The organism is Vibrio sinensis (assembly GCF_003605645.1).
GTDB classification, from domain to species: Bacteria; Pseudomonadota; Gammaproteobacteria; order Enterobacterales; family Vibrionaceae; genus Vibrio; species Vibrio sinensis.
Map to the genome: position 1 here is coordinate 253,535 of NZ_QVMU01000001.1, position 17,376 is coordinate 270,910.

Genomic DNA, 17,376 nt, shown 5'->3' on the forward strand with positions numbered 1-17,376 from the left:
CTTCTTTGATATGGTTCAACTTGATCTCAGACTTGAGTTTTTCGTATTCAGAACCGTTCATCTCCTAGAAAAGGGCTGTTACAATTTGTATTGAGCCAGTTCGATGATGGATTCAATCTCTAACTTCTTAAAAACTCGTGTTTTGTAAGTGCTTACGGTTTTTTCATTTAGGTCTAACTCATATGCTATTTTTTTATTGTTAAAGCCTTTTAAGAGCATATTGGCTACATTCAACTCTTGAGTTGAGAGCAATTGGTAAATTCTGCCAATATTCGACTTCTCACGCTCAGAAAGAGTGTGAATGATAGTTTGCATATAGCGTGGGTTCTTACTTGCGATAAAACAGTGGTAAGAGCCGCTAAGCATCTCACTATCAAGCGATTTATTCCCCTCCAGCAAACAGATTGATCCCATGAAGTTGGTCGACTTAAGTAAGGTATAAACGTTCGGTAAATCGCTATCAAGGAAATCAACATCGATCACGAGTAGGTCGATATTTTGCTCGTCAAATCGGTCTAATAGACAGGTGAGATTTTTTGACGCGCTGGTGGATCTAAACAGCTCACTTTTTTCCATGGTTTTTGTAATCGAGTGCTGTGATGCCGAATCCGAACTGTATATTTCCGCATGCCAAGTGATACCTTGGTCGTGACTTGGTTTGCATTCCACTGTTTGTTTATCAATAAAGGCTCTAAGCGCAGGGATCGGAAGTGGCTTCGAGGCGTAGAAGCCTTGATAACTATCGATACCAAGATTTTCAAGATACGTTAGTGTCTCTTCATCTTCGACACCCTCAACAATGCAATGTAAACCAAGAGAGTGTGCAAGTTGTATACACATACTGGTTAATTGCTGGTTGCAGTAGTTGTTGCTTAAATCTTTAATAAAGCGACGATCGATTTTGAGCTCAGTAAAAGGCAATAAAGTTAATTGGCTAAGGGATGCATGACCAGTACCAAAGTCATCAATAGAGAGGTTGATACCATGCATGCTTAAGCGCGCCAAATTAGATAGGGAATCAACGCTATAGTCATAGGCTTCATGTTCAGTTAATTCCAAAATTAAACGTGTTGGATTGAACTGATATTTAGCACAAAGGGAAAGTAAACCATCACAGATATTCTTTTCCAAGTTCGATTGACTGACATTAATCGAAAGGTTGAGTTCCTCACTAAAGTGGGAAATGGCCGCAATACTTTTTTCACTTACTACCCAAAATAGTTGGTCAAGTAACTTCATGGATGTAATGGTCGCTAAGAAGCTGATCGGCGTTAGTACACCATATTTAGGGTGTAAACATCTAACGAGAGCTTCGACACCAATAACCTGGTGAGATTGCGCACGGAATTGAGGTTGGTAATAGTTGATAAACCAGCCTTTTTCAAACGCTTCGTTTACTTCCTCTTCGCTTAATACAATATTGGTCGTCTCTTCGCTTGAGGGCGTTTGGCAGCTTTCAAACTTATGAAGAATTTTGGCGAGTGTCTCCAAAGTATGGGGTTTAGCCATTTTCTTAACGAAAGTGAATCCCGCTGCTGAACACATGTTTGCCGTGAGCTCAATGACGTTTTCTCTCATTGCACTGTGGATCACAATTCCAATATCTGATGAATAGCGAGATAGTGTCGCTAAAAAATGGACGCCATCGACTTTAGGTAAATTGATATCACAAAAAATCAAATCTACAGTTTGGTTTTGGCATATATCTAGAGCCGTATGGGCATCAGATGCGCAGATTACATCGGTATAGCCTAATGAACGTAATGAGAGCTTAAGCTTAGTCGCTTGGATCGGGTCATCTTCTATAATAAGTATATTCATCAGTTAGCAATCCTGAGTGAGCAACCAATGCTCAACATGTAAGTTAATCATTTTTAATTCCGCCAAAATCTCGTGCTTAAGCGCTAATTGCTGTTGTTCATCTTTTATTTGCTCATATCGAGTTGTGAGTTCGATAAGTGGCTGTATTTCCAATACTGCAGATGAACCTTTAATCCGATGGATTATATGGCTTGTCTCTTTGCTTTCATTATTAAGTGACTGAATTTCTTTAGTAAAGGAGTCACGAACAACAATGGCCATTTCTAACTGTTCTTCAGGTGTTCCTTGCTTAAGCCAGTTAAATCGCGGGTCATTCGGTTGTTTTATTTTTTCAGTTTTCAAGTATAGCGATAGAACTCGATTGAGTTGGTTGAACGTATAAGGCTTATAAATGACGTGGTCCATGCCAGATAACGTCGCTTTTTCGGACATGGTACGGCTGTCTTCAGCTGTACACCCAATCACGGGAATATCCCCAAACAGTTCATGTTGGCTTTTCACTGCTTTAGTTAACTCAAAACCATTCATATGAGGCATATGACAGTCGGTCAACACCAAATCCACATCATGAGCATGTTCTGTGAGGTATTCTAATGCTGAAACGCCATCACTCGCGATATGGAATTGAACCCCTAGTAGGGTCAACTGACGTCTTAGTAACATTTGGTTGATATTATCATCGTCCGCGACTAAGACATGACCACTGATACCAACAACGCGTTTATCAATATCGGAGGCTAGGTCGTTATTTTGTCCACCAAGAGCATCAAATAATGTATCTGGGTAGAGATTCGCAAATTGTGGCTGAGCAGTCTCTGCTGGCAGATGAGTTTCTGCTGAGAGTGTATTCTCTTTACCTTGCCATAGACTAAGCCATTGTTGACTTGCGGGACATGATGGCATTTGAACAAAGTTATCCTGCACGTTCAAAGGGTGTCCTTCGATTGGAAGTCGGCAAGTTACCGTTGTGCCATGATCGAGTTTACTCGTCATCGTGATATCTCCGTTCATCAAGGTGAGTAAGTTTTTAGTAATACTCATTCCTAAACCTGTGCCACCAAATCGTCGGCTAATGTCTTTTTCTGCTTGAACGAAAGGTTCAAAAACAGTGCTTAATTGAGATTCACTCATCCCACAGCCAGTATCAGTCACAGTGATTGTGATGTGCTTTGCATCGACAATGATGGTGACATGAATAGATCCCTGTTTAGTAAACTTCAGCGCGTTGGATAATACGTTGATGATGACCTGATTGACACGTAGGGCATCCATATTCGCCGTTACAATGTTACTTGGCTTCCAATCGAGAACAAATTCAACGTTATTTAATAGCGCAGTCGCGTCAAAACTACGTAATGTTGGACACAACTCATGGTAGATATTGCACCCACGAATATTAAGCTGCAATTGCTGTGCTTCAATTTTAGAGAAATCTAAGATGTCATTAACCTGCGAAGAAAGTCGCTGAGCTGATTGAATAGCATTTCTTAGTAATTCAGCGTTCTGTGGGTTTGTTAAGTTGAATTGCAGCAGTTCCATCAGACCCATCATCGCAGCAATAGGAGTTCGTAGTTCATGGCTTACGACTGCCAAAAACTGGTTCCGTGCTTCAATCGCTTGCATTGCCCTTTGATTAGATTCACTCAGTTCTTGTTCATGAATTTTTTCATCGGTAACGTCATCAACAATCGTCATTCGATGATTGCCACCAAGCTCTGGGTGGACAATGTCTTGGTGGCGAACCTGAAAATAACGTTCATTGCATGGGCAACAATCGTTGTGATTAGTCAATATACAGCCGCTTTCAAGTTCAATCGCAGAACTGACGAGCTTGCAGTGTGCACCACTACAGTCACTTAAGCTAACTTTGCATTGTTCATAGTGTGATTTGTATGCCTCATTACTAAAAATGATTTGGTTTTTATTATTGGTAATAAAAATAATACTCGGCATGCTATCAAGTAAGGTTGATAACCAATGAATTTCTTTTTGTGACAAGCGATTGATTGTTTGTGTGCTTTTTAAATGCCCAATTAGCTTATAAACAATAGCTGCGGCGCCAATGGTCAATAGTGCTGCTGCTAGTCCAGCTAGTAAAACATAAGACCAAACGATATCTTTGTTATAGCCATAGTGAATAAGTAACTGAGCGTGGTCGTTCCGTAGTGCGCAGATTTCTTCTCTAGATGTAATCTCTAATAAGCTATTGAGCATATTGTGTAAATAGAGCGAATCTTTTCGCATTTGAATCGCGAGAGGCGTAGTGAACTCAAATTGTTCAGGTTTAGGGACTACACGGAAAAGCATCTCATAATTATGATAGAGATGATTATCGACAATATCTTGATCGACAAGTGCATGGGTGATTTTCCCAGCAATAATATCTTTTAATAGTAGTGATGAGCGATTGTAAACAACAAGGTCCTCGATTTCTCGAAGCAATTTAATTTCTTTGGTTAATGTACCTGTACGATCTAACAGCGCCAAACGACGTTGGCTGTATGGTGCTCTCGTCTCTATAAATGCATGATTAATATCAGTAAATGGCGTTGTGCTAAGGTATTTCTTTGTGTTGATATCGTGAATGCTTCTACCCGGTAAAATATCAACGAGTCCATTAGCCAGCATTTCTTCAATATCCCGATTATTAGCTGGGATATATTCAAAATGAAATAGGCTTTTATTTTCCATTAATTTGAGAAGATCGTGTATGTACCCAGAGAGTTGTTTAGTCTTAGGGTTTCGATAAGAGAGCGGATACGCATTTTCTGAAATAGTATAGCGAATGGTCTTGGAGCCCTGTTGGTGCTGCAGTAATTGCCAGTGCGTTTGATCATTCAGTAAATAGACGTTTGAGAGTTTAATGCTCTCGAATTCTAATTGATTAACAGTGATGGCTTGGTCTATTTCTTTTTTTAAGTCATCACGATCTTTAGCCATCATCAACCCAATATAATTGCGACCTAAATCATAATCCGTGACAACTCGGCCTGAAGAATGCTCAGGCTGTAATATGTACTGACTTACCTCCATAACGGTGGTGACGGTGGCATTCGCTATATTATGTTTCAACATTTGTGCCGCGACATTGAGTCGAGATGCGTAATTGATTTTTTCAGCACCTAACTTTTTGATTACATCACACTCTGCTCCATTTTCAATACATACCCAATTCCACGATGATGGAGGGTGTTTGAGTAGGGATGCATCTGAAACCCAAGCGACTTTTTTTAAGTTAAATAGTGGGAGCGAAAAGTTAAAGCGAGCTTTTCGTTTTTCTGTATGTGCAAAGCCAATCGTGATATCGATTTCATGGTTTTCAAGGGCCGTAAACAGGTCTTCAAAACTGTCATAGCCACGATAAACGATTTGTACACCAATCGCTTCGGAGACAGCGACTAAATATTTGTGATAAAGCCCAGATGGTTTATCAATTCCACCCCAGTATGGTTGCCAAACCTCGCTAGGCATCCCGACGATTAGTGTACGTTGTTGCTCATTAGTATTTTCTGTTTGAGCGAAGCCAATAGCAGAAAATCCGCTTAGGAATAACAGCAATGTTAGTACTAGTAATTTGCGCACGTATTATCTTTATCTAAGGGGTGAAACAAAAAGGGAGGCGATATTACCAGCAGCAATAGGGGTTACCAAGACGATTTTGGGATCTGCATCATGTTTTTACGGTGTTTTGTTTAATTAGCATGCATAACATGAGTGACCATTTCTAAAGAACTTTGGGTCACTTCATCAGCAAGCCCTTATGCAATAAGGCTGGCAGTTATGGTCATTCAGTTATCAAAATTTAAATCAAGAAAAGTAGATAGATAATTATAATCGATAAGTGCAAAAGATTTTGTCGATTGTCAGGTTTGTAGCACTCTATTGTTAAATGAGACTCTGATTTGAAAATGTTACGTTCTTTAACTGGGATCATTTATACTGACTTACCTTGTCGGAGACAGTATAGCGTATGCCATTATCAAAAGAATCATTGAAAACCATCCATATTATCGCCAATTCTGGTAGTTTCGCTATTGCTTCAGAAAGGCTCAACCGGGTGCCATCCGCGGTGAGTTACACGGTTAAAAAGCTAGAACAAGAGCTGGGTTTTACTTTGTTTGACCGAACTGGGCGTCAAGTTAAGTTAACACCCGCAGGGCAATATTTTATTGAACAAAGTCGTTGGATGCTGGATTCATTCGAAGAGTTAGTTCGAAATAGTACGATGATCAGTCGCGGGGTTGATATTTCGTTTGATATTGCGATTAATAATATTATTAATCGTAAAGGTATTATCGAACTCGTCAGTCAATTGAATCAGCAATTTCCCGCAACACAAATAAGTATTAAAACCGAAGTCTACAATGGTTGCTGGGACGCACTCTATTCTCGCCGAGCAGATCTTGTTATTGGGGCGCCTCATTCTGCCCCAAAACTGGAGGGTATTGTGTACCATGCTATCGGGAGCGTTGAGTGGGACTTTATTGTGGGACAAACACACAGTCTGGCAACACACGTCGGTATCCTAACAACAGAAGAATTACGCGGTTATCCAGTGATTGTCGTTCGAGACACTTCATTACATATTTCACCACAAGACACCTGGTCTTTAACCGGACAGCAGGTGATTTATGCCCCGGAATTAACAACCGCGATTAATATGATTGAAAGCGGAATTGGTATTGGTTATATCCCACATCATCGAATTAAAGAACACCTCAATCAAGGGCACGTGATTAAAAAGGCGATAGTTGAGCACAAACAACCGACGCAACTTTTTTATGCTTGGCATGCTCAGCGAGAAAGTCCTGTGCTCAATTGGTGTGTTAACTATCTGGTTGATAATGAACACAAATTCAACTGGCATAATTGATGTTTCTTGTGCGGCCTAAGTGCCGCATTTGTCTTTCAAGGTCTTACACGATTTGAAGCTATGTTTCCCGTGATGAATTATCGCCTAAGTAGATGTTAGTAAATCGTATTTTTGTATACGCCTCGTCAACGTGTTATCTATTTTCCCTCGTTATTTGAAAGTGCACTGTTAAATGAATTTGTGATTTATCTCACTGAAATTAAGGTGAATTGCAACTTTCCCTCTTTTGCTACCTATCTTTAACCTTCATTCGTAATCTATACCAACCAAGGTCTCATTTTTTATACTTTTATGTGGTGAGAATTTGATGATTCAGTCCAAAAATCTCGTTGTATAACAAATTTTGGCTGTTATTTATCTCTTTATCAGCAGCAACTCCGGGGTGTTTGTGATGGAGGTCTTAGCTTTAGCTCAACGGGTCAAATAATTTGATGATTGGTGCTTAATTTTCTCACTTTTTTTGTACTAATAGAGCATTTAATATCTTGGTGAACGCACTGATGCGTCAACTAAAACCGATAACAAAAGGTATGATAATTATGATTAAGTCATTTAATGCTGAACCTTTCGCCCTAGAATTTGATCCTGCAACTACCGCGCTCGTTATGATTGATATGCAACGTGATTTCGTTGAACCAGGCGGTTTTGGCGAAGCGCTTGGTAATGATGTGTCACTGGTGCGTACAGCAATTGAACCTTGTATGGCTGTGCTTGAAGCTGCGCGTGAAATGGGTTTGATGGTCATCCATACTCGCGAAGGTCACCGTGCTGATCTTACTGATTGCCCAGCGGCAAAGCTTACTCGTGGCGGTAAAACGTTTATTGGCGAAATGGGCCCTAAAGGACGCATCTTGATTCGTGGTGAAGAGGGGCATGACATCATCCCTGAATTATACCCAGTGGCAGGCGAGCCTATTATCGACAAACCGGGTAAAGGTGCATTCTATCAAACGGATCTTCACCTTATTCTTCAAACGCGCCATATCAAAACCTTGATTGTTTGTGGCGTAACAACTGAAGTCTGTGTGACGACGACAGTTCGTGAAGCAAACGACCGTGGTTATGAGTGTATCATTCCTGAAGATTGCGTAGGTTCATACTTCCCAGAGTTCCAAAAGTACGCATTAGATATGATTAAAGCACAAGGTGGTATTTTCGGTTGGGTGTCGCACTCAAAAGATATCATTGAAGCGATTAAGTAATTGATGATTAAGCGGTGATATTCGCTATAGAAAAAGGAAACCAGTGTCCGGAGTGGGCGTTCGATGGCCAAATTCACAGCGTGTTTGATAAAGCCATCAATATCATTACCAATGATGCGTCTATACCATGGGTTTCCTTACTTGATTACACGCTTCCAAACACACCTTGTGGATATAGAGTTGCGTTATCAATGCAACCTGGCTTTCGCCAACTTAAGGTAGGGGAGCGAGTCTATTTTCGTGGTGGAATATTGAGATTCCCCTCAAATCCGCTTTGTAATATAGAGACTCGAAGTGCGAAGTTTTGGAAAAATCCACCGCTTATTCTTCGTTATGAAAAAGAACAATTAATAATAAATAGCAAAATATCTGAGGTAGGTTTAATAAAATATATAAACATTAAATTGCCAAAGATAACAATAAAAAATAAATCAGACTATTTGTCTTATTTACACCTGACGTTCGATAAAGGATTTTTACATTCACCAAGCCGAGTGGTTGACAATATCGGCAAAGGAGATGGATTAACCCCATCAGGGGATGACTTTATTTGTGGCATTTTAGCTGTGTTACATCAAGCGAATAAGCTCGATAACCAGTTTAGTCAGGTACTCAATGAGTTAACAAAGGCCATTCAAACGAGGTGGCATCAAACAACCGATGTCAGTCGACATTATTTGGCACAAGCTTTGGACGGGGATTTTTCTCAACCAGTGCAATGGTTAGTGTACTCATTATTTCATTCTTCATCGGATATCGATGTAGATAAAGCATTAAACGATGTACTTGAAATAGGGTCTAGCTCAGGCGCAGATATCATTTCAGGTATTTTATATGGCGTAGAAGAGTTGTTATTTTGAAGTCGAATGTTTTTGTTAAAAACAACTTATAAATGGCAACAGCGCAAAACAACTTGGTTATTTATATGGCAATTAAATATAAAGCGTTTGAAAATATGTATCAGGATTCTGTTTCTCTGATGCAATTATCCGCACAGCTCAATAAGCTCGATGGTATCGAAGAGGCTTCTGTCGTCATGGGTACAGAGGCTAACTTGACTCGTATGGCGGACGCTGGTTTCGGTTCAGATATTAGTGCCAAACCAAATGATCTCGTGATTGCAGTTAAAGGCGAAGAAGAAGCCTGCGAGCAAGCGATTTTGCTCGCCCATAAACAGCTGACAACACGTAAAACGGATTCAGGCTCTGCGAGTGACTACGTTCAGCCATTGACGAGTTTTGCTCTTGGTTTAGAACATACTCCAGAAGCGAACCTTGCATTAATTTCGGTACCCGGTGAATACGCAGCGGCAGAAGCGATCAAAGCACTTAATCTTGGCCTTAACGTCATGATGTTCAGTGATAACGTATCACTTGAAGACGAGCTGAAAATCAAACAATTGGCTGCGGAAAAGCAGTTGATGGTGATGGGACCCGATTGTGGTACCGCCATTGTCAATGGTATTCCACTTGGTTTTGCTAACGTCGTGCGTGAAGGTCATATTGGTATTGTTGCGGCATCCGGTACAGGTTTGCAAGAAGCAACATGTCGCGTACATCAACTGGGTTCGGGTATCTCTCAAGCGTTAGGCACCGGCGGCCATGATTTGCACCAAGATATTGGTGGTATTTCAATGCTGACAGGCTTGCAAGCTCTGATTGAAGATGAGCAAACCAAAGTTATTGTATTGATTTCTAAGCCACCAGCTCAAGTTATTGCTGAACGTATTTTGCAAGTCGCCCAGTCCACTGAGAAACCAGTGGTCGTTCATTTCCTTGGAGCACCAAGCGACAGTATTCAACGTGAGGGGGTTTATCCTGCTCAAACCCTTGCTCATTCAGCAGAAGTCGCGGTGGCATTACTAAATGGACAACCTGTTGAAGCGCCAGAGGCGATCTCTCAAGAAGTTACTCATCATGTGCTTGCAGCAGCCCAAGAGTTGACGTCGCAACAGCGCTATGTACGTGGTGTTTTTGCCGGCGGCACCTTCTGTTTTGAAGCGCAGCTTATTTGTCATCAAGCGGGTATTCCGGGTTATTCCAATACGCCAGTTGCGGCTTACGGCTTGTTGGATGATGTTTGGCAGAGCCAGGGTAATACCATCGTTGATTTAGGAGATGATGCTTTCACACAAGGTCGTCCACATCCAATGATTGACCCGACACTGCGTAACCAACGCATCTTACAAGATGCTAGTGACCCACAAACTGCAGTTATTTTGTTTGATGTAGTGCTTGGCTATGGCGCTTCAGAGCAACCATTAGCAGAACTTTTGACTGTCCTTGAACAGCTTAAGAAAGAGCGAAGCCAGTTACCGGTATTTATTGCCCATGTTTGTGGAACGGATATCGACCCTCAATCACGCGACTTGATCAACCAAGCGCTAACAGACCAAGGCGTTATTGTTGCAGATTGCAACGCACAAGCCGCCGAGTTTGCTGCCCTGATCATTAATCAGCAGAACCAATAAGGAAAGCAGAATGAAAGCTCTATTTAACCAAAAACTGACTGTCCTTAACGCTGGCTTAACCAGTTTTGCAACCAATATAGAACGTGCTGGTGGCTCGGCGGTAGCAATGAACTGGCAACCACCTGGTAGTGGTGATAAACAAGGTGGGATGGCTCTGGCTGGGCTAACCAATCAAGCTGATATCGAACAAGCCAACCAAGTTGCGATGAATCGTTATTTGGCTGCTCAGCCAACGCTTGTCGACGTCATGTTGGCGGGTGAAGCAATGCCTGAACTGGCTGAGCGTAAATTAATTTTGCATGCTGGTCCACCGATTGCGTGGCAGGGGATGTGCGGTCCTGTGCAAGGCGCCATTCTTGGTGCCATCGTATTTGAACGATGGGCGAGTGACATTGAACAAGCGCGCGTGATGATTGAATCGGGCGATGTGAAGTTTGAACCTTGTCATCACTACAACGCAGTAGGGCCAATGGCCGGTATCATTAGCCGCTCTATGCCTGTGTGGGTAGTCGAAAACCAAACGGAACAGGGCCCTGAGCGCGTTTTTAGTAACTTTAATGAAGGTTTAGGTAAGGTTTTACGTTTCGGTGCTAACAACAGTGATGTGATTGAACGTTTAGAGTGGATGGGCAGCGAACTTGCACAAGCCATGAAAGTCGCTGTGCGTGAAATGGAGGGTTTAGAGCTTAAACCTATTATGGCTCAAGCACTGCATATGGGTGATGAAGTTCATAACCGCAACGCTGCAGCGACAGGCTTGTTAATGAAGCAACTGATTCCTGCACTGCTATCGACAGATCTTCCTCAGGATCAATTAAAACGCGTCATCAGCTTTATTACGGGTAACGACCACTTCTTCCTTAATCTGTCGATGGCTGCTTGTAAAAGCATGTTAAAAGCGGCAGAAAACGTTGAAAACAGCACCATGGTTACGGTAATGGCACGTAATGGTGTCAACTTCGGTATTCAGCTATCGGGTACTGGTAAGCAATGGTTCCAAGCGCCAGCGAATCCTGTGAATGGATTGTTCTTCCCAGGATTTGGCGTTGAAGATGCTGCGGCTGACCTTGGTGATAGTGCGATTACTGAAACCGCAGGTGTGGGTGGTTTTGCGATGGCATCATCACCGGCAATCGTGAAATTTGTTGGTGGAACGCCAAACGATGCGACCAATAACAGCCGTGCAATGCAAGCGATCACGCTTGGCGGTAACCCTGCGTTTACGCTGCCAGCATTAAACTTTGCGCCAACGGCGGCAGGCATAGATGCCCGTAAAGTGGTCGACAACGGTGTATTGCCAATTATTAATACGGGTATTGCACATAAGCAAGCAGGTGTTGGACAAATTGGTGCAGGTATCACCACCGCTCCAATGCAGTGTTTTGTTGAAGCACTACGTGAATTAGAACAGCGTCGCGCAGAGCAGGTGACACTATGAATAAACGCCCATTAGCCGTTATTGCCTTTGGTGGTAACGCTCTGATTGATGATAACGATCATTGCTCGATTCAAGATCAGTACCGCACCGTTGAAAACAATGTCGGTTACTTAGTCGACTTGATTGAACGTGGTTGGGACTTGGTTATCACTCATGGTAACGGCCCTCAAGTCGGTTTTATCTTGCGCCGTTCAGAGTTAGCAGAACATGAGGTTTCTCCGGTTCCTGTTGATTATGCCGTTGGTGATACACAAGGTGCGATTGGTTATATGTTCCAAAAAGCCCTCACTAATGAATTGAATCGTCGTGCGATTTCTCGCCCAGTGGTTTCGCTAGTTACGCAAACTTGTGTGGATAGTAACGATGAAGCATTTGCAAAGCCGAATAAACCAATCGGTTCTTTTATGAGCCAAGAGACGGCTGAAAAAAGCGCTGAGACGTTAGGTTGGAGCATCATGGAAGATTCTGGCCGTGGTTGGCGTCGCTGTGTCGCGAGCCCGAAGCCGCTTGAAATCGTTGAACTATCAAGTATTGAACACCTAGTTTCAAGTGGAGCGCTTGTCATTGCATGTGGTGGTGGCGGCATTCCTGTTGAGCGCGATGCACTGGGTAATTTAACGGGTGTTGAAGCCGTGATTGATAAGGATGTGGCTTCGGCACTGCTGGCTGAAAAGCTAAATGCGGACATGCTTATTATTCCTACTGGCGTAGAGAAAGTGGCCATTAATTTTGGCCAACCCAATCAACAGTGGCTCGATAACCTGACACCAGAGCAAGCTCAACGTCTTTGTGATGATGGTCAGTTTGGTGAGGGATCAATGAAACCTAAAGTTCAAGCTTTGCTGCAATTTGTGGCGGCTAACCCGAAAGGCGCGGGTTTGATTACCCAGGCCAATACTCTTTTACGAGCGTTTGATGGAAAAACAGGCACTTGGATTCGTCACTAATTTAAATTTATTTGGCCTTTAATATAGGGCCGTTTTGGAGAAAAACATGTCTACAACAACTCTACTTGCGGTTAATGGCACCTTGATGCGTGGCCTAAAACTAAATCCAAACTTAACTAACGTTGGCGCTGAATTTGTTCGCGAAGACGTGACGGATAAGCATTACCGCTTATGGTCTATCAATGATGATCACCCAGCAATGATCCGCACAACAGAAGAGAACAACTCTGTTGATCTTGAAATTTGGTCATTGCCAATGGAAGCATTTGCTTCAGTACTAAGCAATGAACCAGCTGGCCTATCAATCGGTAAGGTCATTTTGGCTGATGGTACTGAAGTCCTTGGCGTGTTGGGTGAGCCTTGTTTAGTTGAAGGTCAACAAGAAATCACGCACACCGGTGGATGGCGTAAATACACAGAAGCATTGAGCTAACCTCTGCATTCCAGTCACCATGTTAGCATCACTTTTTAATGCTTAACGGTGGTGACTGGAAACGACAATAAAAAACATAAGGTCTTGAATTATGAGTAATAATAGAAAAAGTGATGACGCTCCGAATACCGCTTCTGGTTTTCAGATTGCCATGATTCTACTTGGCATCCTTGTTACCCCTGTTTTATTGGCATCTTCTAGTCTGGGTAGCCAACTTGAATTAGGCAATGCTGCAATGGTTATTGCAGTCGGTAGTTTGATTTTGACTGTGTTAGCCGTGATTAACATCTGCATCGGTGAAAAAGCCCGCCTTCCTACCTATGGTATCGTTAAATTCTCTTTTGGTAATCAAGGTGCGATCGCGATTAACGTGATCATGGCCATTAGCTTGTTCGGTTGGATTGCTGTAACGGCGAACATGTTTGGGCATAGTGTCCAAGATGTATTGTCTGGTTTTGGTTTATCAGTTCCAGTACCGGTACTTGTCGCGATTGGTTGCGTTATTTTCGTAGCTTCAACGGCATTCGGTTTTGAAATGCTCGGTAAAGTATCAAAAGTGGCTGTCCCTGTGATTGTTGTACTGATGTTTGTCATTCTGTTTTTGGCAACGGGCAGTGAAGTTCAAGTTATTGAAAAAGTACAGCAGTTATCATTTGGTGCAGCAGTTTCATCGGTTGTTGGTACTATTATTGTATTAGTCGCTACGTCTCCCGATTTTGGTAGCTTCGTTCATAACCGTAAGCATGCTGTTATTGCGGGTATTGTTACTTTTGGTCTTGCTTATCCGGTCTTGTTTTTTGTTGGTGCAGTACCGAGTTCAATGACTTCTGAAGGTTCTCTTCTAGGTGCGATGGCGGTTATTGGTACGACACTTCCAGCGGCGGTATTACTTGTGTTTGCTTGTGTTACAGGTAATGCAGGTAATATGTTCCAAGGTACGCTTGTTGTATCAACTTTGTTGACCCGTTTCCCTAAATGGAAGATCACGGTAGCACTGGGTGTGTTAGCTACGATCATTGGTAGCATGGATATCATGGCATGGTTTATTCCATTCCTATTGTTCCTTGGTATTGCGACGCCACCGATTGCAGGTATCTATATTGCTGACTTCTTTATGAATCGTCGTCAGGGTTATGATGAAGCAGCACTAGAATCAGAAGCGGCCATTAAACCAATGACGTTCGTTGCATGGGGAATAGGTTCACTTGTCGGATTTGCAACGGTAAATGGCGTATTTACTCTAACAGGAATCCCATCGCTGGATTCAATTCTGATTGCATCAATTGGTTATTTGCTTCTATGTCGCAATAAATCAGCAAAAGGAACGGTCCAAACACGTTAGTAATGCATGAATTAACGAGTGGGTTACACTGTCACTTAATTAAGTTGAGTTTGTTGTTTCCTAACGTAAGATAAACGACATTATCAAACGCTTATCCAAATAAGGGTAAGCGTTTTATTGTATTTATGATGGCTGAACAGTATCTCTAGGCAAATCAAATCTCGGAGCCACTCGTTTTCGTTATGCCTCTTCTCATAGAGTAGGTATAACCAAATGTAGTGGCATAGTGACTTCAAAGAACCAAGGAAAGGTTCAAAACTCCAAGTTATTTTGTTCATTTTCCAACGAAATAAACATCACATGTCCAAATTACACTGTAAATCGTCATATTTATGGCTATTACTACTTCTTGACGGTCAGGGAATGAAAATAAATTCTTTATAATCATAATGATGTCAAACCTAAGGCGATAATCTCCTCATTTTTATGACAGAAAATCACATATCAAATCTAAATGCTTGTTTGTAGGAAAAATCTGTATTTTTCCAGAAAATATTCATCGCTAAAATAGCCAACCTAACGCTGTGATAAGCACGGCTATTTGAGTGGAAGTAGATTGATGTTGAAACGTAAGGTTCTTCAATTAGCGGTAACAATAGGTATGGCAAGCATGTCTGGTGCGGCCTATGCGGATGGCTCTCAGATGACCAATCCTGATGCTGGTGTTGTTGTAGGCTACTGGCACAACTGGTGTGATGGCGCTGGTTACCAGGGGGGGAATGCTCCCTGTGTCACGCTAGAGGAAGTGAACCCGATGTACAACATCGTGAACGTTTCATTTATGAAAGTCTTTGATGTGGCTGAGGGGCGTATTCCTACATTTCGTTTAGACCCAACGATTGGCATGTCTGAGCAACAGTTTATTGACCAAATTTCACAACTGAACAAGCAAGGGCGTTCGGTTCTTTTAGCTTTGGGTGGTGCGGATGCACACGTTGAACTAAAAGCTGGTGATGAACACGCATTTGCAGATGAAATCATCCGTTTGACGGATCGTTTTGGTTTTGATGGATTGGATATCGATCTAGAACAAGCGGCGGTAACGGCAGCAGATAACCAAACGGTTATTCCTGCGGCGTTACGTATGGTTAAAGATCATTACCGTGCTCAAGGTAAAAACTTCTTAATTACAATGGCACCTGAATTTCCTTACCTAACAACAGGTGGTAAGTATGTTCCTTATATCGATAACCTAGAGGGCTACTATGACTGGATCAACCCTCAGTTCTACAACCAAGGTGGTGACGGTATTTGGATTGACGGTGTAGGTTGGATTGCGCAAAACAATGATGCACTAAAAGAAGAATTTATTTACTACATTTCAGACTCTTTGATTAACGGCACACGCGGTTTCCATAAGATCCCACACAGTAAGCTCGTATTTGGTATTCCATCGAGTATTGATGCAGCGGCAACGGGCTTCATCCAGGATCCTCAAGATCTTTACAGCGCATTCGAACGTTTAACGACTCAAGGTCAACCTCTACGTGGTGTCATGACTTGGTCAATTAACTGGGATATGGGCACAAACTCTGCCGGTCAAGAGTATAACGAACAGTTTATTAAAGACTACGGCCCATTTGTTCATGGTCAAACACCACCGCCGCCACCACCAAGTAATGACGGCGAGCCTATCTTCAAAGGTGCAGATAATGTTCGTATCGTTCACGGCACAGCTTTCGATGAAATGGCGGGTGTTACAGCCTCTGACAAAGAAGATGGAGATTTAACTTCATCAATCGTTGTTGAAGGCCAAGTTACTACCGGTGTAATTGGTACTTACGTATTAACTTACCGAGTGCAAGACAGTGATGAACATGAAACAACAAAAGTGCGAACTGTTGAAGTGTACAGTCAAAAACCAGTTATTAATGGAGCATCAGATGCGACGGTTTTATTGGGTAGCGCGTTTGATTCGTTAGCTGGTGTGACGGCGAATGATGCAGAAGATGGCAACTTAACGGATGCTATCGAAGTTTCTGGCGTAGTAGATGTAAATCGATTGGATACATACACGTTAAACTATCACGTCACAGACAGCGCAAACCAAACTGTCAATGTGAAGCGCCTTGTTACGGTAACCGACGGTACTAACTGTGCGAATGCATGGGACAAAGAGACAATTTATGTTGAAGGCGATCAAGCCTCTCATAAAGGTGCAACTTGGGAGGCCGCTTGGTGGACGCGTGGTGATGAGCCGGGTACAACAGGTGAGTGGGGGGTATGGCGTAAAGTATCAGACAGCTCATGTGGCGGTGAAACGCCAGATCCAGATCTTGACCCACAAATGAAAGTGACGGGCCTAGCGTCTGAATATGTTGCGGTAAACGGGGATGTTCAAATTGCGTTGGAGTTGACATCAAACGTAGCATTAGATGTAACGGTGAGTGCGATTGACAGCACTGGTACGGTAGTTAACCAAGCTAAAGTTAATCTAACAGATAGCCGTAAGATGACATTAGACATCTTTAATGCCAAAGAAGGACGTTACTCTCTCGATGTGGTTGGTGTGACTGAAGAGGGCGAAATGGTCATGTTTACATCCCCATTTTCGGTTAAAACAGAGGGCGAAGTGACCCCTCCGGGTGACTACCCTCCATTCCAAGCGGGTACCAACTATCAAGCGGGTGACATTGTGTTAGGTAGCGACAATGGTTTGTACGAATGTAAGCCTTGGCCATATACCGGTTGGTGTTCAAGCGCTTCGTATGCGCCAGCAGATAGTCTTTACTGGAAAGATGCTTGGACTAAGAAATAACATTCTGATCCTACAGTCGTCGTAAAGGAATATTCATTAATAAGCCGCAGTGCCAATGGCCTGCGGCTTTTTTAATTGTCGTATATGTAATG

The 17,376-nt window shown here is 42.5% G+C and carries 11 protein-coding genes; 9 read left to right on the top strand and 2 right to left on the bottom strand.

From position 1 onward, the window contains the following. Positions 1 to 78: 78 nt before the first annotated feature. Together DZ860_RS00980 and DZ860_RS00985 are read right to left on the bottom strand one after the other, a co-directional pair. Complete coding sequence (locus tag DZ860_RS00980) at positions 79 to 1,821, bottom strand: EAL domain-containing protein (RefSeq protein WP_120029044.1); 1,743 nt, start codon at positions 1,819 to 1,821, stop codon at positions 79 to 81. Between the two features lie 3 nt (positions 1,822 to 1,824). Beyond that, positions 1,825 to 5,403, bottom strand: a complete 3,579-nt coding sequence (locus DZ860_RS00985) for an ATP-binding protein (protein ID WP_243641782.1) — start codon at positions 5,401 to 5,403, stop codon at positions 1,825 to 1,827. Between the two features lie 388 nt (positions 5,404 to 5,791). On the opposite strand from DZ860_RS00985, the gene DZ860_RS00990 reads away from it, so the two are divergent. From DZ860_RS00990 to DZ860_RS01030, 9 genes are all read left to right on the top strand, one after another. Then, complete coding sequence (locus tag DZ860_RS00990; protein ID WP_120029045.1) at positions 5,792 to 6,694, top strand: LysR substrate-binding domain-containing protein; 903 nt, start codon at positions 5,792 to 5,794, stop codon at positions 6,692 to 6,694. 539 nt (positions 6,695 to 7,233) lie between these two features. Beyond that, a complete protein-coding gene (locus tag DZ860_RS00995; RefSeq protein ID WP_120029522.1) occupies positions 7,234 to 7,896 on the top strand; it encodes a cysteine hydrolase family protein in 663 nt (220 codons plus the stop codon). A 14-nt stretch (positions 7,897 to 7,910) separates the two neighbouring features. Continuing rightward, entirely contained in the window at positions 7,911 to 8,756 is an 846-nt protein-coding gene (locus tag DZ860_RS01000) for an oxamate carbamoyltransferase subunit AllH family protein (RefSeq protein WP_120029046.1), read from the top strand. Between the two features lie 65 nt (positions 8,757 to 8,821). Beyond that, positions 8,822 to 10,366, top strand: coding sequence for an acyl-CoA synthetase FdrA (gene fdrA, locus DZ860_RS01005; RefSeq protein ID WP_120029523.1), 1,545 nt, complete (start codon positions 8,822 to 8,824; stop codon positions 10,364 to 10,366). Between the two features lie 10 nt (positions 10,367 to 10,376). Next, positions 10,377 to 11,804, top strand: a complete 1,428-nt coding sequence (locus DZ860_RS01010; protein WP_120029047.1) for a YlbE family protein — start codon at positions 10,377 to 10,379, stop codon at positions 11,802 to 11,804. Then, positions 11,801 to 12,751, top strand: a complete 951-nt coding sequence (gene arcC, locus DZ860_RS01015; RefSeq protein WP_120029048.1) for a carbamate kinase — start codon at positions 11,801 to 11,803, stop codon at positions 12,749 to 12,751. The genes DZ860_RS01010 and arcC overlap by 4 nt, the downstream gene beginning before the upstream one ends. A gap of 46 nt (positions 12,752 to 12,797) precedes the next feature. Continuing rightward, a complete protein-coding gene (locus DZ860_RS01020; RefSeq protein WP_120029049.1) occupies positions 12,798 to 13,184 on the top strand; it encodes an allophanate hydrolase-related protein in 387 nt (128 codons plus the stop codon). A 91-nt stretch (positions 13,185 to 13,275) separates the two neighbouring features. Further along, positions 13,276 to 14,526: a cytosine permease gene (locus tag DZ860_RS01025; protein WP_120029050.1), complete on the top strand. Its 1,251-nt coding sequence runs from the start codon at positions 13,276 to 13,278 to the stop codon at positions 14,524 to 14,526. Between the two features lie 559 nt (positions 14,527 to 15,085). Then, the gene (locus tag DZ860_RS01030; protein ID WP_120029051.1) at positions 15,086 to 17,284 is read left to right on the top strand and encodes an immunoglobulin-like domain-containing protein; all 2,199 of its coding nucleotides are present in this window, start codon (positions 15,086 to 15,088) and stop codon (positions 17,282 to 17,284) included. The last annotated feature ends 92 nt before the right edge of the window (positions 17,285 to 17,376 follow it).

Excerpts from the sequence above, each read along its gene's own strand:
- DZ860_RS00980 (WP_120029044.1), bottom strand. The coding sequence starts at position 1,821 with ATGAATATACTTATTATAGAAGATGACCCGATCCAAGCGACTAAGCTT.
- DZ860_RS00990 (WP_120029045.1), top strand. The coding sequence starts at position 5,792 with ATGCCATTATCAAAAGAATCATTGAAAACCATCCATATTATCGCCAAT.
- DZ860_RS00995 (WP_120029522.1), top strand. The coding sequence starts at position 7,234 with ATGATTAAGTCATTTAATGCTGAACCTTTCGCCCTAGAATTTGATCCT.
- fdrA (WP_120029523.1), top strand. The coding sequence starts at position 8,822 with ATGGCAATTAAATATAAAGCGTTTGAAAATATGTATCAGGATTCTGTT.
- DZ860_RS01010 (WP_120029047.1), top strand. The coding sequence starts at position 10,377 with ATGAAAGCTCTATTTAACCAAAAACTGACTGTCCTTAACGCTGGCTTA.
- arcC (WP_120029048.1), top strand. The coding sequence starts at position 11,801 with ATGAATAAACGCCCATTAGCCGTTATTGCCTTTGGTGGTAACGCTCTG.
- DZ860_RS01020 (WP_120029049.1), top strand. The coding sequence starts at position 12,798 with ATGTCTACAACAACTCTACTTGCGGTTAATGGCACCTTGATGCGTGGC.
- DZ860_RS01025 (WP_120029050.1), top strand. The coding sequence starts at position 13,276 with ATGAGTAATAATAGAAAAAGTGATGACGCTCCGAATACCGCTTCTGGT.
- DZ860_RS01030 (WP_120029051.1), top strand. The coding sequence starts at position 15,086 with ATGTTGAAACGTAAGGTTCTTCAATTAGCGGTAACAATAGGTATGGCA.